General features: G+C 71.8%; 20 protein-coding genes. 12 read left to right on the forward strand and 8 right to left on the reverse strand.

What is annotated here, in order from left to right:
• The first annotated feature begins 249 nt into the window (after window positions 1–249).
• Both ACFYW5_RS20195 and ACFYW5_RS20200 read left to right on the forward strand, forming a co-directional pair.
• Complete coding sequence (locus tag ACFYW5_RS20195) at window positions 250–927, forward strand: response regulator transcription factor (protein WP_389418380.1); 678 nt, start codon at window positions 250–252, stop codon at window positions 925–927.
• 50 nt (window positions 928–977) lie between these two features.
• A complete protein-coding gene (locus ACFYW5_RS20200) occupies window positions 978–2,246 on the forward strand; it encodes an ATP-binding protein (protein ID WP_389418381.1) in 1,269 nt (422 codons plus the stop codon).
• 4 nt (window positions 2,247–2,250) lie between these two features.
• Here the strand turns inward: ACFYW5_RS20200 and ACFYW5_RS20205 are convergent, their stop codons facing one another.
• Window positions 2,251–2,787, reverse strand: coding sequence for a GtrA family protein (locus ACFYW5_RS20205; RefSeq protein ID WP_389418438.1), 537 nt, complete (start codon window positions 2,785–2,787; stop codon window positions 2,251–2,253).
• 128 nt (window positions 2,788–2,915) lie between these two features.
• Here ACFYW5_RS20205 and ACFYW5_RS20210 point away from each other — a divergent pair, with 128 nt between their 5' ends.
• From ACFYW5_RS20210 to ACFYW5_RS20220, 3 genes are read left to right on the forward strand one after another with little or no spacing between them, the layout of a single operon-like run.
• Window positions 2,916–4,055 (forward strand): 5-(carboxyamino)imidazole ribonucleotide synthase, encoded by a 1,140-nt coding sequence (locus ACFYW5_RS20210; RefSeq protein WP_389418382.1) that lies wholly within the window; start codon window positions 2,916–2,918, stop codon window positions 4,053–4,055.
• Window positions 4,052–4,573 carry a 5-(carboxyamino)imidazole ribonucleotide mutase gene (gene purE, locus ACFYW5_RS20215; RefSeq protein WP_389418383.1) on the forward strand — a complete coding sequence of 174 codons (522 nt, stop codon included), beginning with the start codon at window positions 4,052–4,054 and terminating at the stop codon, window positions 4,571–4,573. Before ACFYW5_RS20210 ends, purE begins: the two co-directional genes overlap by 4 nt.
• Window positions 4,570–5,757 (forward strand): dipeptidase, encoded by a 1,188-nt coding sequence (locus ACFYW5_RS20220; protein ID WP_389418384.1) that lies wholly within the window; start codon window positions 4,570–4,572, stop codon window positions 5,755–5,757. The genes purE and ACFYW5_RS20220 overlap by 4 nt, the downstream gene beginning before the upstream one ends.
• Here the strand turns inward: ACFYW5_RS20220 and ACFYW5_RS20225 are convergent.
• Entirely contained in the window at window positions 5,706–6,818 is a 1,113-nt protein-coding gene (locus ACFYW5_RS20225) for an alkene reductase (protein ID WP_389418385.1), read from the reverse strand. The genes ACFYW5_RS20220 and ACFYW5_RS20225 overlap by 52 nt on opposite strands.
• Window positions 6,819–6,868: 50 nt before the next feature.
• Between ACFYW5_RS20225 and ACFYW5_RS20230 the strand changes: the two genes are divergently transcribed.
• Together ACFYW5_RS20230 and ACFYW5_RS20235 are read left to right on the forward strand one after the other, a co-directional pair.
• Complete coding sequence (locus ACFYW5_RS20230; protein WP_389418386.1) at window positions 6,869–7,258, forward strand: MerR family transcriptional regulator; 390 nt, start codon at window positions 6,869–6,871, stop codon at window positions 7,256–7,258.
• Window positions 7,259–7,771: 513 nt separating this feature from the next.
• The gene (locus tag ACFYW5_RS20235; RefSeq protein ID WP_389418387.1) at window positions 7,772–8,896 is read left to right on the forward strand and encodes a dipeptidase; all 1,125 of its coding nucleotides are present in this window, start codon (window positions 7,772–7,774) and stop codon (window positions 8,894–8,896) included.
• Here the strand turns inward: ACFYW5_RS20235 and ACFYW5_RS20240 are convergent, their stop codons facing one another.
• On the reverse strand, window positions 8,897–9,292 hold the full coding sequence (locus ACFYW5_RS20240) for a VOC family protein (RefSeq protein WP_389418388.1): 396 nt from the start codon (window positions 9,290–9,292) through the stop codon (window positions 8,897–8,899).
• Window positions 9,293–9,326: 34 nt separating this feature from the next.
• Window positions 9,327–9,689: a VOC family protein gene (locus ACFYW5_RS20245; RefSeq protein ID WP_389418389.1), complete on the reverse strand. Its 363-nt coding sequence runs from the start codon at window positions 9,687–9,689 to the stop codon at window positions 9,327–9,329.
• Between the two features lie 92 nt (window positions 9,690–9,781).
• Between ACFYW5_RS20245 and ACFYW5_RS20250 the strand changes: the two genes are divergently transcribed.
• Window positions 9,782–10,282, forward strand: a complete 501-nt coding sequence (locus tag ACFYW5_RS20250) for a CGNR zinc finger domain-containing protein (protein WP_389418390.1) — start codon at window positions 9,782–9,784, stop codon at window positions 10,280–10,282.
• A 123-nt stretch (window positions 10,283–10,405) separates the two neighbouring features.
• On the opposite strand, the gene ACFYW5_RS20255 is transcribed toward ACFYW5_RS20250, so the two are convergent.
• Window positions 10,406–11,038, reverse strand: a complete 633-nt coding sequence (locus tag ACFYW5_RS20255; RefSeq protein WP_389418391.1) for an NADPH-dependent F420 reductase — start codon at window positions 11,036–11,038, stop codon at window positions 10,406–10,408.
• Window positions 11,039–11,101: 63 nt separating this feature from the next.
• Between ACFYW5_RS20255 and ACFYW5_RS20260 the strand changes: the two genes are divergently transcribed.
• Window positions 11,102–11,458, forward strand: coding sequence for a winged helix-turn-helix transcriptional regulator (locus tag ACFYW5_RS20260; protein ID WP_389418392.1), 357 nt, complete (start codon window positions 11,102–11,104; stop codon window positions 11,456–11,458).
• Here the strand turns inward: ACFYW5_RS20260 and ACFYW5_RS20265 are convergent.
• Window positions 11,455–12,798 (reverse strand): UDP-glucose dehydrogenase family protein, encoded by a 1,344-nt coding sequence (locus tag ACFYW5_RS20265; protein ID WP_389418393.1) that lies wholly within the window; start codon window positions 12,796–12,798, stop codon window positions 11,455–11,457. The genes ACFYW5_RS20260 and ACFYW5_RS20265 overlap by 4 nt on opposite strands.
• Before the next feature lie 190 nt (window positions 12,799–12,988).
• Between ACFYW5_RS20265 and ACFYW5_RS20270 the strand changes: the two genes are divergently transcribed.
• Entirely contained in the window at window positions 12,989–14,146 is a 1,158-nt protein-coding gene (locus ACFYW5_RS20270; RefSeq protein WP_389418394.1) for an acyl-CoA dehydrogenase family protein, read from the forward strand.
• Window positions 14,147–14,210: 64 nt separating this feature from the next.
• Here ACFYW5_RS20270 and ACFYW5_RS20275 read toward each other — a convergent pair whose 3' ends face one another.
• Window positions 14,211–15,485, reverse strand: a complete 1,275-nt coding sequence (locus tag ACFYW5_RS20275) for an LCP family protein (RefSeq protein WP_389418395.1) — start codon at window positions 15,483–15,485, stop codon at window positions 14,211–14,213.
• A gap of 118 nt (window positions 15,486–15,603) precedes the next feature.
• Here ACFYW5_RS20275 and ACFYW5_RS20280 point away from each other — a divergent pair, with 118 nt between their 5' ends.
• Window positions 15,604–16,161 carry an acyl-CoA thioesterase gene (locus tag ACFYW5_RS20280; protein WP_389418396.1) on the forward strand — a complete coding sequence of 186 codons (558 nt, stop codon included), beginning with the start codon at window positions 15,604–15,606 and terminating at the stop codon, window positions 16,159–16,161.
• A 380-nt stretch (window positions 16,162–16,541) separates the two neighbouring features.
• Here ACFYW5_RS20280 and ACFYW5_RS20285 read toward each other — a convergent pair whose 3' ends face one another.
• Complete coding sequence (locus ACFYW5_RS20285) at window positions 16,542–17,903, reverse strand: LCP family protein (protein WP_389418397.1); 1,362 nt, start codon at window positions 17,901–17,903, stop codon at window positions 16,542–16,544.
• 226 nt (window positions 17,904–18,129) lie between these two features.
• On the opposite strand from ACFYW5_RS20285, the gene ACFYW5_RS20290 reads away from it, so the two are divergent.
• The gene (locus ACFYW5_RS20290; protein ID WP_389418398.1) at window positions 18,130–19,161 is read left to right on the forward strand and encodes a glycosyltransferase family 2 protein; all 1,032 of its coding nucleotides are present in this window, start codon (window positions 18,130–18,132) and stop codon (window positions 19,159–19,161) included.
• The last annotated feature ends 19 nt before the right edge of the window (window positions 19,162–19,180 follow it).

Here is a 19,180-nt window from a genome sequence, read left to right on the forward strand (position 1 = left end):
TCGCCCAAGGGCCCCGCGATGCTACAGGCGTTCAATCACCATACGTCAGGACAGTGCCGGAAATGGAAGGACTTGAGACGCGGATCACAGGTGTCGACGGAACCGTGCACGCCCTTTCGAAGGTCATTACCAGGATCGCACCTCGGACGTACTGGTCCAGACCAAGGTAAGAGCCGGGTAGGCGCGAGGTGAGAATCACTCCTGACCATCACGCCCCGGCTCTTGTCATGGGCGGACTACCATCTGCTCATGACCCGTGTACTGCTCGCCGAGGACGACGCGTCCATCTCGGAGCCGCTGGCCCGCGCACTGCGCCGGGAAGGGTACGAGGTCGAGGTGCGTGAGGACGGACCCTCGGCGCTCGACGCCGGGATGCAGGGCGGTGTCGACCTGGTCGTGCTGGACCTCGGGCTGCCCGGCATGGACGGCCTGGAGGTGGCGCGCCGGCTGCGGGCCGAGGGCCACAGCGTCCCGATTCTCATCCTGACCGCGCGCGCCGACGAGGTGGACACGGTCGTCGGGCTCGACGCGGGCGCCGACGACTACGTCACCAAGCCCTTCCGCCTCGCCGAGCTGCTCGCCCGGGTCCGGGCGCTGCTGCGGCGCGGCGCCGCGGAGCCCCAGCAGCCGCCGGCGACCCACGGCGTGCGGATCGACGTCGAGTCGCACCGCGCCTGGATGGGCGAGGAGGAGCTGCAGCTCACGGCCAAGGAGTTCGACCTGCTGCGGGTCCTGGTCCGGGACGCGGGCCGGGTGGTCACGCGCGACCAGCTGATGCGCGAGGTCTGGGACACCACGTGGTGGTCGTCCACCAAGACGCTCGACATGCACATCTCCTGGCTGCGCAAGAAGCTCGGCGACGACGCGGCGAACCCCCGCTACATCGCGACCGTGCGGGGTGTGGGTTTCCGCTTCGAGAAGAGCTGAGCGCCGAGTGGAGAACCGAGCGGAGAACAGTGAGTAGGTAGTACGGGTCCATGCGCCGCCGTCTGATCCAGTCCACCCTCGCCGTGGTGCTCGTGGTGATCGCCGTGTTCGGGGTCTCCCTCGTCATCGTGGAGACCCGCACCATCAGCAGCACCGCCCAGGAGCGGGTGGACTCCGAGGCGGTGCGGCTCGCGTCCATCGTGGACAGCAGACTCCTCGCGACCGGGGCGGTCACCGCGGACATGCTGCGCGACCAGGTCCCGAAGGACCGGTACGCCGTCATCCGGGTGCCCGGCGAGCGGCCCATCACGATCGGCACCAAGCCGGCCGGCGACCTCATCAGCGCCACCCGCCTCGGCGAGGAGGGCGAGACGGTCACCGTCGGGGAGCCCCGCTCGGCCGTCACCAAGGAGGTCGGGCGGACGCTGCTGATCATCGGCGCGGTGGCGCTGCTGGCGGTCATCGCGGCGGTGCTGCTCGCGCTGCGCCAGGCCAACCGCCTCGCGTCCCCGCTCACCGACCTCGCCGAGACCGCCGAACGCCTCGGCTCCGGCGACCCGCGGCCCCGGCACAAGCGCTACGGCGTCCAGGAGCTGGACCGGGTCGCGGACGTGCTGGACGCGAGCGCCGAGCGGATCGCGCGCATGCTGACGGCGGAACGCCGGCTCGCCGCGGACGCCTCGCACCAGCTGCGCACGCCCCTGACGGCACTGTCGATGCGGCTGGAGGAGATCACCCTCACCGACGACCCGGAGACGGTGAAGGAGGAGGCCATGATCGCGCTGACCCAGGTGGAACGCCTGACGGACGTGGTCGAACGGCTCCTGACGAACTCCCGCGATCCGCGCACCGGCTCCGCCGTCACCTTCGACCTCGACGAGGTCATCCAGCAGCAGCTGGCGGAGTGGCGCCCGGCGTACCGCAGCGCGGGCCGGGCGATCGTGAGCTCGGGCAAGCAGCACCTGCACGCGGTCGGCACCCCGGGGGCGGTGGCCCAGGTGCTGGCGGCCCTGATCGAGAACTCCCTGATGCACGGGGGCGGCACGGTGGCCCTGCGCACCCGCGTCACCGGCAACCAGGCGGTCATCGAGGTGACGGACGAGGGCCCCGGCGTCCCCGCGGACCTCGGCGCCCGCATCTTCGAGCGCGCGATCAGCGGCCGTAACTCCACGGGCATCGGCCTGGCGGTCGCCAGGGACCTGGCGGAAGCGGACGGCGGCCGGCTGGAGATGCTGCAGGCGTCCCCGCCGGTCTTCGGCCTGTTCCTGTCGCGGAACCCGTCCCAGCCGACGGGGGACGCGACACCCACGGTCCGCTAAGGCGTCACGGTCGCCGGCCCGCCGCCTGGGGGGCCCGGCCCTGGCGCGGGCCCGGCGGCGGGGTCGGCGCCGCCGCCTCCAGGAACGATTCCGCGCTCGCCACCGCATCCCGGGCCGGCAGCGCGCGGAACACCCAGGTGCGGTACGACCAGAAGCGGAAGAGCGTCGCGATGCCGATGCCGACGAACTTGAAGATGTTGCTCTGCAGCGGGCTGTCCCAGTGGAAGCCGTAGGTGGCGACGAACAGGATGCCGTTCTCGATGACCAGGCCCACCCCGCTGAACAGCAGGAACAGGGTCATTTCCTTGGTGCGGCCGGTCTTGTCGCGGTCCCGGTAGGTGAAGTAGCGGAAGCCCACGTAGTTGAAGGCGATGGCCACCACCGTCGCGATGACACTGGCCCGCACGACCGGCAGGTCCGTCACGTGCCGCACCAGGTTGAAGACACCGAGGTTGACGAGCAGCCCCGCGCCGCCCACGGCGCCGAACTTCACGGCCTCGTGCACATAGCGTCGTACCAGCTCGGAGGAACCACGTCCCATGGAGTGAAAGCCCCCGTCGGTCGGTTTCGTCAACCAAGCCATGCTAACCACCCCTCCGCGCGATTGCCTGCGGGCCGGAACACAGGTGCGGAATCCGGCCGCCCCGGAGTGGCCGATACCCTAGGGGTGTGACGTTCCCGGTAGTCGGCATGGTCGGCGGTGGCCAGCTCGCTCGTATGACACACGAGGCAGGCATCCCGCTGGGCATCAGGTTCAAGCTCCTCAGTGACACCCCGCAGGATTCCGCGGCCCAGGTGGTGAGTGAAGTCGTCCTCGGCGACTATCGCGACCTGGACACGCTGCGTGACTTCGCGCGCGGGTGCGATGTGATCACCTTCGATCACGAACATGTACCCACCGAGCACCTCAGGGCTCTGGAGGCGGACGGCATCCCCGTGCGCCCGGGCCCCGACGCGCTGGTGCACGCCCAGGACAAGGGGGTGATGCGCGCGAAGCTGGACGCGATCGGCGTGCCGTGCCCACGGCACCGCATCGTCGCCGATCCGCAGGACGTGGCGGCCTTCGCGGCGGAGGGCGACGGGTTCCCGGTCGTCCTGAAGACCGTCCGTGGTGGCTACGACGGCAAGGGTGTGTGGGTGGTCGACAGCGTGGCGGAGGCCGAGGCCCCCTTCAAGGCCGGCGTCCCCGTCCTCGCCGAGGAGAAGGTCGACTTCGTCCGCGAGCTCGCCGCCAACGTCGTACGGTCGCCGCACGGCCAGGCCGTCGCCTACCCGGTGGTGGAGTCGCGGCAGGTGGACGGCGTCTGCGACACCGTCATCGCGCCCGCTCCCGACCTCGACGAGAACCTCGCGCTCAAGGCCGAGGAGATGGCGCTGAGCATCGCCAAGGAGCTGGGCGTCGTCGGCCACCTCGCGGTCGAGCTGTTCCAGACCCGCGACGGCCGCATCCTCGTCAACGAACTCGCGATGCGCCCGCACAACTCCGGCCACTGGTCGATGGACGGCGCGATCACGTCCCAGTTCGCCAACCACGTCCGCGCGGTCCTCGACCTCCCTCTCGGCGACCCGCGTCCGCGTGCCCGCTGGACGGTGATGGTCAACGTCCTCGGCGGCGACTACCCGGACATGTACTCCGCGTATCTGCACTGCATGGCCCGCGACCCCCAGCTCAAGATCCACATGTACGGCAAGGACGTGAAGCCCGGCCGCAAGGTCGGCCACGTCAACACCTACGGCGACGACCTGGACGACGTGCTGGAGCGCGCCCGTCACGCTGCCGGCTATCTGAGAGGCACGATCACCGAATGAGCCCGGTTGTAGGCATCGTCATGGGGTCGGACAGCGACTGGCCGGTCATGGAGGCCGCCGCGCAGGCGCTCGCCGAGTTCGAGATCGAGTACGAGGTCGATGTCGTCTCCGCCCACCGCATGCCGCGCGAGATGGTCGCGTACGGCGAGCAGGCCGCCGACCGCGGCCTGAAGGTGATCATCGCCGGGGCGGGCGGCGCCGCCCATCTGCCCGGCATGCTCGCCTCCGTGACCCCGCTGCCGGTGATCGGCGTGCCGGTGCCGCTGAAGTACCTGGACGGCATGGACAGCCTGCTGTCCATCGTGCAGATGCCGGCCGGGGTCCCCGTCGCCACCGTCTCGGTCGCCGGTGCCCGCAACGCCGGTCTGCTCGCCGCCCGGATCCTCGCCGCCCACGACGAGGAACTGCTCGGCCGGATGCGGGAGTTCCAGCAGGAGCTGAACGACCAGGCCACCGAGAAGGGCAAGCGCCTGCGCACCAAGGTCGAGGGGTCCAACGGCTTCGGTTTCGGGAAGTGACGGCGGTGGGCTCCCTGGCGGCGGCCCGGGAACTGCTGCGGGAGTTCCCCGTGGTGGACGGGCACAACGACCTGCCCTGGGCGCTGCGCGAGCAGGTCCGCTACGACCTCGACGCCCGTGACATCGCCGCCGACCAGAGCGGCCGGCTCCACACCGACCTCGGCCGCCTGCGCGCGGGCGGGGTCGGGGCGCAGTACTGGTCGGTGTACGTCCGCTCGGACCTGCCGGATCCGGTCACCGCGACGCTGGAGCAGATCGACTGCGTACGGCGGCTGATCGACCGGTACCCGTCCGACCTGCGGGCCGCGCTGACCGCCGCCGACCTGGAGGCGGCGCGGCGGGAGGGCCGTATCGCCTCGCTGATGGGCGCGGAGGGCGGGCACTCCATCGCCAACTCCCTCGGCACCCTGCGCGGCCTGTACGCCCTCGGCGTGCGCTATCTGACGCTCACCCACAACGACAACGTGGACTGGGCGGACTCCGCGACCGACGAGCCAGGCGTCGGCGGCCTGTCGGCCTTCGGCCGCGAGGTCGTACGGGAGATGAACCGCGAGGGCATGCTCGTCGACCTCTCCCACGTGGCCGCCACGACGATGCGGGACGCGCTGGACGCCACCTCGGCGCCGGTGATCTTCTCGCACTCCTCGGCGCGGGCGGTGTGCGACCACCCCCGCAACATCCCGGACGACGTCCTGGAGCGGCTGCCCGCCAACGGCGGGGTGGCCATGGTCACGTTCGTGCCGAAGTTCGTGCTGCAGGCGGCGGTCGACTGGACGGCCGCGGCGGACGAGAACCTGCGCGAGCACGGCTTCCACCACCTCTCCGGCACCGCCGAGGCGATGCAGGTGCACCGCGCCTTCGAGGAGCGCCATCCGCGTCCCGTCGCCACGGTCGCGACGGTGGCGGACCACCTCGACCACATGCGCGAGGTCGCGGGCATCGACCACCTCGGCATCGGCGGCGACTACGACGGCACGCCCTTCACCCCGGACGGCCTGAGCGATGTCTCCGGCTACCCGAACCTGCTCGCGGAGCTGATCGACCGCGGCTGGTCCACCGCCGACCTGGCCAAGCTGACCTGGCGCAATTCCGTACGGGTGCTGGGCGCGGCCGAGGACGTGGCGCGGGAGCTTCAGGCGACGCGCGCGCCCTCCCACGCCACCATCGAGGCGCTGGACGCCTGAGCGTCGAGGGCGGGGTAGTCGGTGTAGCCGGTCGCCCCGCCCACGTACATGAGGTACCGGTCGCGGATCTCGTTCAGCGGCGCCCCGAGCCGCAGCCGGGTCATCAGGTCCGGGTTGGCGAGGAAGGGGCGCCCGAGCGCGACCAGGTCGGCCCCGGCGTCCAGCAGCCGCCGGGCGGCGGTGTCCACGGCCCGCGTGGTGAGCTCCGGCAGCACCGGGTTGGCGATGAGGGTGCCCGGCCAGGAGGCGCGGATCCGCCGGAACAGGGGCGCCTCGGGGTCGGCGTGGACGAGGTGCAGATAGGCCAGGCCGAGGGGGCGCAGGGCCGCGACGAGCGCCGGGTAGAGCCGCTCGGTGTCGCCCTCCTCGATGCCGTTGACGGTGAGGCCGGGTGAGAGGCGTACGCCCACCCGCTCCGGGCCGATCGCGGCCGCCACCGCCGCCACGACCTCCACCGTGAACCGGGTGCGGTCCTCGCCGTAGGCGTCCGTGCGGCGGTTGGTGTTGGCGGCGAGGAACTGGTGCAGCAGATAGCCGTTCGCTGAGTGCACCTCGACGCCCTCGAAGCCCGCCTCGACCGCCCGGCGGGCGGCGGTGGCGAAGTCGGCGACCGTGGCGCGGATGTCGTCGGCCGTCATCTCCCTCGGGACGACGGTCGGCCGGTGCCCGTCCGGGGTGAAGATCGTGTCCGGGAGCGGGACGGGGGAGGGCGCGAGCGGGGTGTGGCCGCTGGTCGCCGGGTGGCCGATCCGGCCGCCGTGCTGGATCTGCAGGAACATCCGCCCGCCGGCCTCCCGCACGGCGTCGGTGACGCGCCGCCAGCCCGCCACGTGCCCGGGGGTGTGGATCGCGGTGATGTTCGGGTACGTCCGGCCGACCGCGTTCGGGGTGGCGGCCTCGGCGATGATCAGGCCGGCGGTGGCGCGCTGGGCGTAGTACTCGGCCATCAGGTCGGTCGGGGTGCCGTCGTCGGCGGCCCGGTTGCGGGTCATGGGCGCCATCACCAGACGGTTGGCGAGGGGGAGTCGGCCAAGGGCTGCGGGTTCCAGGAAGTTCGTCATGCCCGTACCGTAGAACCTGACATCCGTGTCAGGTTCAAGGTGAGGTGAGCATGCGGATCGGTGAACTGGCCCGGCGCACCGGGGTGAGCGAGCGGTCGTTGCGCTACTACGAGACCCAGGGGCTGCTGCGGGCCGACCGCACGCCCGGCGGGCACCGCGACTATCCGGAGGCGGCCGTCGACCGGGTCATCCGGATCCAGGAGCTGTTCGCGGCCGGACTGCACAGCAGCCGGATCGCCCAGCTGCTGCCCTGCATGCGCGACACCGACGGCGGCCCCTCGGCCGTGGCCACGCCCAAGCTGGTGCACGACCTGACGGAGGAGCGGGAGCGGATCGACCGGATGATCGCGGATCTGGTGCGCTCCCGGGAGACCCTGGACGAGGTGATCGCGGCTGCGCAGGGGGTTGCAGCGGGGGACTCCGAGGTCCGGGTGGGGTGAGCGGCGGGTCGGGGCGGCGCTGACTGGCGAATCCCCGAGCGTCCGGGTCCGGCGGGTGGGGGATCTGGGCGGGGAGCGGGGGCGGATCGGCCGGTGATCGCCGGTCTGGTGCGGTCCTGGGGGTGCTGGACGGGGTGATCGCGGCTGCGCGGGGTTGGAGTGGGGGACTGCAGGGTCCGGGTGGGGTGAGCGGCTTTGGGGGGGTGCTGACTGGCGGATCCCCGAGTGTCCGGGTCCGGCGGGTGGGGGATCTGGGCGGGGAGCGGGGGCGGATCGGCCGGTGATTGCTGGTCTGGTGCGGTCCCGGGGGGCGCTGGACGAGGTGATCGTGGCTGCCCAGGGGGGAAGGGGGGATCCGAAGCCCGGGCCAGGGTGGTTGAACCGGTGGATGGGAAGACCCGGGCCCGGGTCGCTGGACCGGCGGACCCCCGAACGCCCCGTTCACCAGGAAGGGGCCCGTGCCGCGTGCGACGGTGGCCGTACAGCGATCGCCTCGCACGTACGGAGCCCGCCATGGCCGATCTCCAGGACGACCTGCACACCGCCGCCGAGGCAGGCGCGCTCGACGATCTGCCCCTGGCCGACCCCTTCCCGGACGAGCCGCCCCTCCCGCTCGACGACGATCCGGACGCCGGGCCCCTGGAGCGCGCCCACGCCCTGCTCGCCGCGCACCCCGTCGCCGACGGCTACAGCGGGCTGCCCTGGGCGCTGCGCCATCTGCCCTGGTACGACCTGGAGGACGGCGAGAGCGCCGTCGACACCGATGTGCCGCGGCTGCGGCAGGGCCATGTCGCGGCGCTGTTCTGCTCGCTGCACCTCCCGGAGGGGCTGGCCGCGGACCGGGCCGTCGCCGCGACCCTGGAGCAGCTGGACCTGGTGCGCACGGTGATCGCCGCCCACCCCGAAGGACTACGGCTCGCCCGCACCGCCGGCCAGGTCATCGACGCCCACAACTGCGGGCGCGCGGCGGTGCTGCTCGGCCCCGCCACGGCCGCCGCGCTCGACGACTCCCTGGCCATCCTGCGGGTGCTGCACAGCCTGGGGCTGCGCGTGCTCACGCTGACCGGCACCTCCTGGGCCAGCGACGCCGGGCTGACGCGCTTCGGCGAGGAGGTGATCCGCGAGATGAACCGGCTCGGCGTCCTCGCCGACCTCTCCGGCGCCTCCGAGGAGACCCTCCACCGCGTGCTGGCCTCCTCCAAGGCACCGGTGCTGTGCACCCGCTCCGCGGCCCGCGCACTGCGTCCGCACCCGGCCAACCTCCCCGACGACCTGCTCACGGAACTGGGCGCCGCGAAAGGGCTGTGCATGGTGCCGCTGACCGCCGAGCAGACCGGCCCCTCGGTCCGGGACGTCGCCGACCACCTCGACCATGTCCGCGCGGTCGCGGGCCCGGAGTGCGTGGGCCTGTCCGGCACGTACGACGCCGGCACCGCCCATCCGCAGGACCTCGCCGACGCCTCCTGCTACCCGCACCTCGTCGCCGAGCTGCTCCGCAGGGGCTGGACGCAAACCGACCTGGCCCTGCTCACCTGGGCCAACGTCCAGCGCGTCCTGCGCACCGCCGAATCCGCCGCCCGATCGGCCCAGCAGCGCCGCGACCCGTCGACGGCACAGATCGCGGAACTGGACGCCTAGCTACTGCCCCGCCGGGATCCGGCACAGGCAGAACGGATGCCCGGCCGGGTCGGCGTACACCCGGAAGTCCTTCTTCTCGAAGTCCTCCCGGTCCAGCACCCGCGCGCCCAGCGCCAGCACCGTCTCCTCGGCCGCGTCCACCTCTTCCCAGGTGCTCCCGGCGTCGAAGTCGACGTGGAACTGCTGGGAGTTGCCGTCGGCCCGCGGCCACTCCGGCGGGGTGTGGCCGAGCGCCCGCTGGAAGGCGAGCCGGGGCCCGCCCGGGACCTGGAGGACGACCCAGTCGTCGTCCTCCGCCCGGGGCGTGCCGCCGCCGATCCGGGCATAGAAGTCCGCGAGCGTGTGCGGGTCGGGACAGTCGATGACGACGGAACGGAAACGTGCCACGGGTGTCACGGGAGGCCCTCCTGTCTCAGCGGACACGCAGATGTCATCCGGCGCAGAGGCAGAACGGGTGCCCCGCCGGATCCGCGTAAACCCGGAAGGTCCGGCTGCGGTCCTCCGCGTCCAGCGGCTTGGCGCCGAGCTCCAGGACGCCCTTCTCGGCGGTGTCCAGGTCCTCCACCTTGAGGTCGAGATGGAGCTGCTGGGAGTTCAGGTCGGCGCGCGGCCACTGCGGCGGTACGAAGCCGGGGGCGGCCTGGAAGGCGAGCTGCTGCCCGCCGGGCAGCTTGAGGTCCACCCACTCGCCCTGCTCCTCGATGGTGCCGCCGAGGACACCGGCGTAGAACTCGGCGAGGGCGTGCGGGTCGGGACAGTCCAGGACGACGACGTCCAGGGTGGCGAGAGCCATGACTTCCTCCGCGATCTCGTGGTTACTGGCAAAGGCGCGTATGCGGTAACGCCGTTACTGCATGCTGCCCCATTGGAGGTAACGTCGCAACCATGAATACGCGCTCGCCCGCCCCCGGAGGTCTGGAACTGGTCCAGGCCCTGGTCAACACGCTGGACCTGGAGTCGGGGGCCGACGCGCTGGACACGCCGGACGGCCGGGCGGGCCTGGGGCTGCGGGAGGACGAGGTGCCGGCCGCCCGGGAGCTGCGCGAGTCGCTGCGGGCGACCCTCCTGGCCCACGCCGGGCACCCCCCGCACCGCGCGGTGACCCCTCTGACGGACCTGCTCTCCCGGGCCCCGCTCCGGCTGACGGTGGACACCGGCGACGGCTCGGCCACCCTCACGCCCCCGGACGCCCACTCCCTGGTCTCCCGGGTCGCCGCGGCCGTAGCGGAGTCCCTGGTGGCGGGCACCTGGACCCGCCTGAAGGCCTGCGAGGCCGCCGACTGCCACTGGGCGTACTACGACCGCAGCCCCGCCGGACGCGGCCGCTGGTGCTCGATGCAGGTGTGCGGGGCACGGGCGAAGATGCGCCGGTACCGCGCCAAGTAGCGTGACAGGAGGGCCCGTTGAGTACTCCTGGGCCTCTGGGCCCTCAGGTGCGGCAGAATGCGGACAGACGCCGTTTCGGCCGACTGAGCCTCGGCCGAAGCGGCGTCGCCCGACCTCCGGCGGTTAGATTCCGGCGTACCGCAGGGGCGGTGCGATGGCCTGGGCGTCCGCTCCCTCGCCGACCCACAGCCCGATCAGGAAGGCCGCCGTCGCCTCCAGCAGGGCCGCCCGGTCCAGGCCGCCGCCGTGCACGGGCTCACAGCCGAGGTCGCGGACCAGGCGCCGTACGGACTCCAGGGCCGCCCCCTCGTCGCCGCAGAGCGGGACGGCGAGGGGGCGGCCGTCGAAGACGGGCGGGGTCAGCCGCCAGACGCTCTCGTGGCAGAGGTTGAACGCCTTGACGACGTGCGCTCCGGGCGCCGCGGCGGCGATCCGCTCGGCGGCCGAGGGCCCGCCCGCGGTCAGCAGCCGGAAGCCGGGACCCACCGGGTTGGTGCAGTCGACCAGCGTCCGGCCCGCGAGGTCGCCGGCCAGCGCCGACACCACGGGGACCGCCGCCGCGTACGGCACCGCCGCCAGCACCACGTCCCGGCGGGCGGCCTCACCCGGACGTCCCGCGCGGGCGCCGATCCGGGCCGCGAGCGCCGTCGTACGGCCCTCGTCCCGTCCGCCCACCAGGACGTCGTGCCCGGCCCGCGCCCACTGCCCCCCGAGTCCTTCGGCCATGGCGCCCGCGCCGATGATCCCGATCCTCATATGTCCTCCCGAGTCGTCGCCCGGGCAAGGACATTAGGCAGCCGCTCAGGCACCATTCGGTAAGTGACCGCCGACCACAGCTTTCTCGCCGACTGCCGGGCCCGCCTCGCCTTCGACCTGCTCGCCCAGACCTGGAACGCCGTGGTGATCTGGGCGCTCCGTCAGGGCCCCGAGCGGCCGGGCGCGCTGCGCGAGCGCATCGGGGGCATCAGCCCCAAGGTGCTCACCGAGACCCTGCGCCGACTGGAGTTCAACGGCCTGGTCCACCGCCGGGCCCGTCCCGGCTCCCCGCCGCACGTCGAGTACGGCCTCACCGACCTCGGCCGCACCCTGCTCCCCGCCATCGAGGCGTTCGGTGCCTGGGCCTTCGCCCACGGCGACGAGGTGATGGCCGCCCAGGAACGGGCGGAGAGCGCCTAGGCGGTCGGGCGGCCCATCGCCCGGTAGGTCCAGCCGGCCGCCCGCCACACCGTCGGGTCCAGGGCGTTGCGGCCGTCCAGGATGACCCGGGCCGCCGCCACCTCGCCCAGCGCCGCCGGATCCAGCTCGCGGAACTCGCGCCACTCCGTCAGATGCAGCACGACATCGGCGCCGCGCACCGCCTCCACCGCGGAGTCGGCGTAGCCGAGGGTGGGGAAGAGGCTGCGGGCGTTGGTCATGCCCTTGGGGTCGTAGACCGTGACCTGGCCGCCCTGGAGGTGGATCTGCCCCGCCACGTTGAGTGCGGGCGAGTCCCGTACGTCGTCGGAGTCCGGCTTGAAGGTCGCGCCGAGCACCGCGACCCGCTTGCCGAGGAAGGACCCGCCGCCCAGCGCCTGCCGGGTCAGGTCCACCATCTGGCCGCGCTGGCGCATGTTGATCGAGTCGATCTCGCGCAGGAAGGTCAGCGCCTGGTCGGCGCCCAGCTCACCGGCGCGCGCCATGAACGCCCGGATGTCCTTCGGTAGACAGCCGCCGCCGAAGCCGATCCCGGCCCGCAGGAACTTCCTGCCGATCCGGTCGTCGTGCCCGATGGCCTCGGCGAGCTTGGCGACATCGCCGCCGGACGCCTCGCACATCTCCGCCATCGCGTTGATGAAGGAGATCTTCGTGGCCAGGAAGGAGTTCGCCGAGGTCTTCACCAGCTCGGCGGTCGGGAAGTCGGTGACGACGAAGGGGGAGCCGTCGGCGACCGGCGTCGCATACACCTCGCGCAGCAGCTTCTCGGCCCGCTCGCTGCGCACGCCGACCACGATCCGGTCCGGGTGCAGGGTGTCGCTGACGGCGAAGCCCTCGCGCAGGAACTCCGGGTTCCAGGCCAGCTCAGCGTCCGGACCGGCCGGCGCGTGCTCGGCGAGGTAGGCGGCGAGCCGGTCCGCGGAACCCACCGGCACCGTCGACTTGCCGACGACCAGCGCCGAGCCCTTGAGGTGCGGGGCGAGCGAGGCGAAGGCGGCGTCGACGTAACTCATGTCGCACGCGTACTCGCCGTGCCGCTGCGGAGTGTTCACACACACGAAGTGCACATCGCCGAACGCGCCGATCTCCGCCCAGTCCATGGTGAACCGCAGCCGCCCGCTGGAGCCCTCGATCCCGGCCACGTGCTTGCGCAGCAGCTCCTCGAGGCCCGGCTCGAACATCGGGACCTCGCCGCGCTGGAGCTTCTCGATCTTCTCGGGCACGACATCGAGACCCAGGACCTCGAAACCGAGCTCGGCCATGGCTGCGGCGTGGGTGGCGCCCAGGTAGCCGGTGCCGATCACGGTGATCTTGAGGGCCATGGGGACTCCCTTGACTGGTACGGCGGCGGTGCGCGCCCGAGCATAGTCGGGGCGTGGGACCTCTCCCCACCGGGCACTTTTCCCCCTGTCGCCAAGCTCACGTAACACCCGCGGGGGCGGACCCCTAAAATTGGGGTTACTTAACGGTAATTAGCGCCAGCATCACAGCGTCTTTGGAGCGTGAGAGACCTTGGCCGGATCGGCTGACTTCGACCTGTACCGCCCGTCCGAGGAGCACGACATGCTCCGCGACGCCATCCGCTCCCTGGCCGAGGCGAAGATCTCGCCGTACGCCGCCGCGGTGGACGAGGAAGCCCGCTTCCCGCAGGAGGCCCACGACGCGCTCGTCGCGAACGACCTGCACGCCGTGCACGTGCCCGAGGAGTACGGCGGTGCCGGCGCCGACGCGCTCGCCACGGTCATCGTGATCGAGGAGGTGGCCCGCGTCTGCGCGTCCTCCTCGCTGATCCCGGCGGTGAACAAGCTGGGCTCGCTCCCGGTGATCCTCTCCGGCTCCGAGGACCTGAAGAAGAAGTACATGGCGCCGCTCGCCAAGGGCGAGGGCATGTTCTCGTACTGCCTCTCCGAGCCGGACGCCGGATCCGACGCGGCCGGCATGAAGACCAAGGCGGTCCGCGACGGCGACAGCTACGTCCTCAACGGCGTGAAGCGCTGGATCACCAACGCCGGCGTCTCCGAGTTCTACACGGTGATGGCGGTGACCGACCCGTCGAAGCGCTCCAAGGGCATCAGCGCCTTCGTCGTCGAGAAGTCGGACGAGGGCGTCTCCTTCGGCGCCCCGGAGAAGAAGCTCGGCATCAAGGGCTCCCCGACCCGCGAGGTCTACCTCGACAACGTCCGCATCCCCGCCGACCGCATGATCGGCGAGGAGGGCACGGGCTTCGCGACCGCGATGAAGACCCTGGACCACACCCGCATCACGATCGCCGCGCAGGCCCTCGGCATCGCCCAGGGCGCCCTCGACTACGCCAAGGGCTACGTCCAGGAGCGCAAGCAGTTCGGCAAGCCGATCGCCGACTTCCAGGGCATCCAGTTCATGCTCGCCGACATGGCCATGAAGATCTCGGCCGCCCGCGCCCTGACCTACCAGGCCGCCGCCGCCTCCGAGCGCGGCGACGCCGACCTCACCTACCTGGGCGCGGCCGCCAAGTGCTTCGCCTCGGACGTGGCGATGGAGGTCAGCACGGACGCCGTCCAGCTCCTCGGCGGCTACGGCTACACCCGGGACTACCCGGTCGAGCGCATGATGCGCGACGCCAAGATCACCCAGATTTACGAGGGCACGAACCAGGTCCAGCGCATCGTCATGGCGCGCAACCTGCCCTAAGTACAAGGAGGTCGGCCCCCGGTGCGCGTGAGCCGCCGGGGGCCTCGCTGTGTGAGCGGTGGTCTCAGTTCCCGGAGACGGTGACCTTCTCGTCGTTGTTCAACTGCTCCACCAGGGTCTTCACCTTCGCCTTGTCCCAGACGAGGCTGCCGCCCGAGGAGCCGGAGATCGGCATGTTCATCGACGTGCCCTCGCCGCCGGTGACGCCCTTCATCGCCCAGAACATCGACGCCAGGTCGAACAGGCCCATGTCCTTGTCGACGATCAGGGTGTCCAGACCGGCACTCATCGTCGGGTACAGCTTGAAGGGGTTCAGCACGGTGCCCGGGGTCGCGGCCTGGTTGGCGAGGGCCGCGAGGAACTTCTGCTGGTTCTTGGTGCGGTCCAGGTCGGAGCCGGCCAGCGCGTACCGGGTGCGGACGAAGGCGAGCGCCTCCTCGCCGTTCAGGGTCTGCTTGCCCTCCTCCAGGTCGGCCCCGGACTTGGAGTCCTTGATGCCGCCCTTGGGGATGTCCATCTCCACGCCGCCGACCGCGTCCACGATGTTGGCGAAGCCCGCGAAGCCGATCTCGACGTAGTGGTCGATGTGCAGGCCGGTGTTGAACTCCACCGTCCGCACCAGCAGCTCGGGGCCGTCCTCCGCGTAGGCGGCGTTCAGCTTCACGTGCCGGCCCGTGCCGGGGTAGGTCTTGCCGGACTCCGAGCCCACGAAGGTGGGGATCTCCACGGCCGAGTCACGCGGCAGCGAGATCAGCGTCGCGCCGTTGCTGCCGGTGTGCAGGATCATCATCGAGTCCGTGCGCTTGCCCTCGGCGGACCCGGTGTGCAGCTTCTTCTTCTCCTCGGCGGACATGCCCGCGCGGCTGTCGGAGCCGACGATCAGGTAGTTCGTGCCCTCGCCCGCCTCCGGCCGGTCGATCACCTTGGACAGGTCCACCTCGCGGTTGAGCTTGGAGTCGGCCCAGAAGTAGGTGCCGACGGTGGTGACCACGAGCACGGTGACGACGGTGATCGCGGTCCACTTGAACCGGCGCCGCCAGTCCGGCGCGGGCCGGGGCTCGCGCATGCCGCCACCGCCCCCGCCGCCGGGGGGCGAGCCGTAGACCTGTCCGGTGTTGTAGCCGCTGTCGTAGCCGTCATGGCCCTGGCCGTCGACGTACGACGGCTGGGACGGCACGCCGTACGGCGGTGCCGCCTGGCCCCCGCCGGACGGTGCCGCCGAGCCGCGGCGGACCTGCCGCATGACGCGCGCGCCATCCGGCCGTGCGCTTGCACTGCCGTGTCCGTAGCCGCCGCTGCCGCGGTTCTCGTCGGACCATCCCTCGGGCCAGTTGTTCATGCGCCCCAGTGTGCAGGGAACGGCTGTGTGACTGACAGGGTCGGTGGAAAATAGGGGCCCGGCTGTTGCGAACCCAACACAAAGTCCGCGTTCTGCCGCTCGGCATAAGGTGGAGGCCATGACAGACCAGGTCTCCACCGCGGAATCGGACGCTCCGGATATCCCGGGCAAGCCGACGTCCGCGTCGCGCACCACGCTGAGCCACATCATGACCCACAGCGACACCAACCTCCTGGGCACCGTGCACGGCGGGGTGATCATGAAGCTGGTCGACGACGCCGCGGGCGCCGTCGCCGGCCGGCACAGCGGAGGGCCCGCGGTGACGGCGTCCATGGACGAGATGGCGTTCCTGGAGCCGGTCCGGGTGGGCGACCTGGTCCATGTGAAGGCGCAGGTCAACTGGACGGGCAAGACGTCGATGGAAGTGGGCGTACGGGTCCTCGCGGAGCGCTGGAACGAATCCGCCCCGCCCACCCAGGTCGGCTCGGCGTACCTGGTCTTCGCGGCGGTGGACGCCGACGGCAAGCCGCGCCGGGTTCCCCCGGTGGTCCCGGAATCGGAGCGGGACAAGCGCCGCTACCAGGAGGCCCAGATCCGCCGCACCCACCGCCTGGCCCGGCGCAGGGCCATCATGGACCTCCGCGAGAAGAGGGCGGCGGAGGGCATCGAGGACTGACGTCTCCGCCCCCGCGGCGGCGGACATGGGGACTGACGTCTCCGCCCCGCGGCGGCGGACATCGAGAAGTGACGGCTTAGCCCCGCGGCGGTGGGCATTCGAGGGCTGATCTCCTTGATCCGCGGTGGCGGTCATCGGGACCGATTTCCTCGCCCCCGGTGGCGGTCATCGGGACCGACTTCCTCGACCCCGGTGGCGGTCATTGAGACTGACCTCCTCGCCCCGCGGCGGCCGGGAGTCACTTGCGGAGCCCGTCGGCCGGGAGTCACTTGCGGAGCCCGCCGGCCGGGAGGCCACTTGCGGAGCCCCCCGGCCGGGAGGCCACTTGCGGAGACTTGCCGGCCGGGGAGTCGCCTGTGGACCACCCCCCGACCGGCAGGTCACTTGCAGACCACCTCGTCGCCCCGCACCACCCCGGACTCGCCCTGCGCCGGGTCCACCGCCCGCACCTTCCGTACCCGCTCGAAGTCCGCCCCGGCGATCACCTTCAGCGTCGGTCCGAGCCCCTTCACCGCCCGCAGTTCACTGCCGGGCAGGGCCGCCGCCAGCGACTTCGCCGAGCGGTCCCAGCCCGGGTCGTAGGCCACCACCGTCCGCTTCACCGTCCGCTGCGCCGCGTTCACCGGCGCCCGGCTCGTCCGGAACCCCGTGGCCGCCAGCGCCGAGTCCACCCGCTTGCCCAGCCCCTCCGTCGCCGTCCCGTTCTCCACCTGCACCTGGATCTGCTGCGGGGCCACGTCCACCATCAGCGCCTCGCTCCGCTGCCGGTGCTCGGTGAGCGGCTTGTCCTCGCGCAGGGCCGCGAACAGCCGGGACGACTTCGCGGGGTCCCACTTCAGCGTCGATCCGACGCCCTTCACCTCGTACCCCATCTGCCCGATCGGCACGGTGGTGAACTCCGACGACGAGGGCGAGAAGTTCCGCATCGCCCGCCCCAGGGCCAGCAGCTCATTCGTCCCGAAGCCCTTGTCGGCGCGCACCGACCCGAGCACGGCCCGCGTCACATCCCGGAACTTCATCGGGTTCAGCAAGATCCCCGACGACGTCGCCCGTTCCACCAGCGCCGCCAGGAAGCGCTGCTGCCGCTGCATCCGCCCGAGGTCCGACGCCCCGTCGACATGCCGGGCGCGGACGTACTGCAGCGCCTCCCCGCCGGTCAGCGCATGAGTGCCGGCCGGCAGGTCCAGTCCGGTGTAGGAGTCCTTCAGCGGCTCGGCCGTGCACACCTTCACCCCGCCGAGCACATCGACCGTCTTCATGAAGCTGGTGAAGTCGACCTCCAGATAGTGGTCGATCTTCACCCGGGTCATCGCCTCGACCGTGCGCACCGTCAGCTGCGGCCCGCCCTCCGCGTACGCGGCGTTCAGCTTCAGCGGATGCCCGTGATGACGCTCCCCGGTCGTCGCGTCGACATGCGCCGGCGTCATCGCGTACGAGTCCCGCGGCAGGCTCACCACACTCGCCCGCTCCCGGTCCGCCGAGATGTGCACGATCATGATCGTGTCGGTGCAGTGGCAGGGCGCCCCGCCGAGCCGGTACTTGCGCCGCTGCGCCTCGGAGATCCGGTCCCGTCCGTCGGTGCCGACCAGCAGCACGTTCATCCCGTGCCCGGCCTGCGGCCGGTTCTTCATGTCCTTGAAGGGGTCCACCCGCGCGATGTCCGCGTCCAGGCTGGTCATCACCGCGTGCCCGATCCCGGCGGACGCCAGCACCACCACGGACAGCGTGGTCACCGCCCGCATGGCCCAGCGCGGTTTCCCGCGCCGGGCGGGCGGCTGCGGCGGCCGGCGCCGGGGAGGACGGGGAGAACGGGTTGCGGGGGATGCGGGCACGGCGACACCTCCGCGAAGGCCGTACAGCGGGGACGTGGGATCCGTGAGCACCGTAGGCCCATACGATCTGCGGCCCGGTGCACCGCCCCGGGCGGGGCGCACCGGTGTCCCCCGTTCGCGGTAACGTGAGGCCCCTATGAACGCCATGCCCGACGTGCAGCTCCCCGCCGTGTCCGTGATCATGCCCGTCCTCAACGAGGAGCGGCATCTGCGCGGAGCCGTCCAAGCGATCCTCGCGCAGGAGTACGCCGGCGAGATGGAGGTCGTGATCGCCCTCGGTCCGTCCACGGACCGCACGGACGAGATCGCCGCCCAGCTCGTCCGGGAGGACCCTCGCGTCCACACCGTCCCGAACCCGACCGGCCGTACGCCCGCCGCCCTCAACGCCGCGATCAAGGCCTCCCGCCATCCGATCGTCGTCCGCGTCGACGGCCACGGCATGCTCTCGCCGGGCTACATCGAGACCGCCGTCCGGCTCCTGGCGGAGACCGGCGCGCAGAACGTCGGCGGCATCATGCACGCCGAGGGCGAGAACGACTGGGAGCACGCGGTCGCCGCCGCGATGACCTCGCGGATCGGGGTCGGCAACGCCGCCTTCCACACCGGCGGCGAGGCCCAGGCGGCCGAGACCGTCTACCTCGGCGTCTTCCGCCGCGAGGCCCTGGAGCAGCAGGGCGGGTACAACGAGGAGTTCATCCGCGCCCAGGACTGGGAGCTGAACTTCCGGATCCGCGAGGCCGGCGGGCTGATCTGGTTCTCGCCCGAACTGAAGGTCTCGTACCGCCCGAGGCCGAGCGTGAAGGCACTCGCCAAGCAGTACAAGGACTACGGCCGCTGGCGGCACGTCGTCGCCCGCTACCACGAGGGCTCCATCAACCTGCGCTACCTCGCCCCGCCGGCCGCGGTGTGCGCCATCGCGGCCGGGCTGGTCGTGGGCGCCGCGCTGCACCCGCTCGGCTTCGTGATCCCCGGCGGCTATCTCGCGGCGATCGTCCTCGGGTCGATCCCGGCGGGCAAGGGGCTGCCGCTGAAGGCGCGGCTGCAGATCCCGGTGGCCCTCGCCACCATGCACATGTCCTGGGGCTGGGGCTTCCTGACCAGCCCGCGCTCCCTGGCCCGCAAGGTCATCGCCTCCCGGCGCCCCGCCGTGCTCAGCACCAGCAACTGAGCACGGCAGCCAGCTGAAC

The sequence above is a fragment of the Streptomyces sp. NPDC002779 genome, assembly GCF_042888685.1.
Lineage (GTDB): Bacteria > Actinomycetota > Actinomycetes > Streptomycetales > Streptomycetaceae > Streptomyces.

Coding starts and splice junctions, on each gene's coding strand:
- purE (WP_389418383.1), top strand. CDS start 4,052: ATGAGCCCGGTTGTAGGCATCGTCATGGGGTCGGACAGCGACTGGCCG.
- ACFYW5_RS20280 (WP_389418396.1), top strand. CDS start 15,604: ATGACAGACCAGGTCTCCACCGCGGAATCGGACGCTCCGGATATCCCG.
- ACFYW5_RS20225 (WP_389418385.1), bottom strand. CDS start 6,818: ATGACGAACTTCCTGGAACCCGCAGCCCTTGGCCGACTCCCCCTCGCC.
- ACFYW5_RS20195 (WP_389418380.1), top strand. CDS start 250: ATGACCCGTGTACTGCTCGCCGAGGACGACGCGTCCATCTCGGAGCCG.
- ACFYW5_RS20290 (WP_389418398.1), top strand. CDS start 18,130: ATGAACGCCATGCCCGACGTGCAGCTCCCCGCCGTGTCCGTGATCATG.
- ACFYW5_RS20205 (WP_389418438.1), bottom strand. CDS start 2,787: ATGGGACGTGGTTCCTCCGAGCTGGTACGACGCTATGTGCACGAGGCC.
- ACFYW5_RS20265 (WP_389418393.1), bottom strand. CDS start 12,798: ATGGCCCTCAAGATCACCGTGATCGGCACCGGCTACCTGGGCGCCACC.
- ACFYW5_RS20275 (WP_389418395.1), bottom strand. CDS start 15,485: ATGAACAACTGGCCCGAGGGATGGTCCGACGAGAACCGCGGCAGCGGC.
- ACFYW5_RS20235 (WP_389418387.1), top strand. CDS start 7,772: ATGGCCGATCTCCAGGACGACCTGCACACCGCCGCCGAGGCAGGCGCG.
- ACFYW5_RS20200 (WP_389418381.1), top strand. CDS start 978: ATGCGCCGCCGTCTGATCCAGTCCACCCTCGCCGTGGTGCTCGTGGTG.
- ACFYW5_RS20255 (WP_389418391.1), bottom strand. CDS start 11,038: ATGAGGATCGGGATCATCGGCGCGGGCGCCATGGCCGAAGGACTCGGG.
- ACFYW5_RS20285 (WP_389418397.1), bottom strand. CDS start 17,903: ATGCGGGCGGTGACCACGCTGTCCGTGGTGGTGCTGGCGTCCGCCGGG.
- ACFYW5_RS20245 (WP_389418389.1), bottom strand. CDS start 9,689: ATGGCTCTCGCCACCCTGGACGTCGTCGTCCTGGACTGTCCCGACCCG.
- ACFYW5_RS20250 (WP_389418390.1), top strand. CDS start 9,782: ATGAATACGCGCTCGCCCGCCCCCGGAGGTCTGGAACTGGTCCAGGCC.
- ACFYW5_RS20230 (WP_389418386.1), top strand. CDS start 6,869: ATGCGGATCGGTGAACTGGCCCGGCGCACCGGGGTGAGCGAGCGGTCG.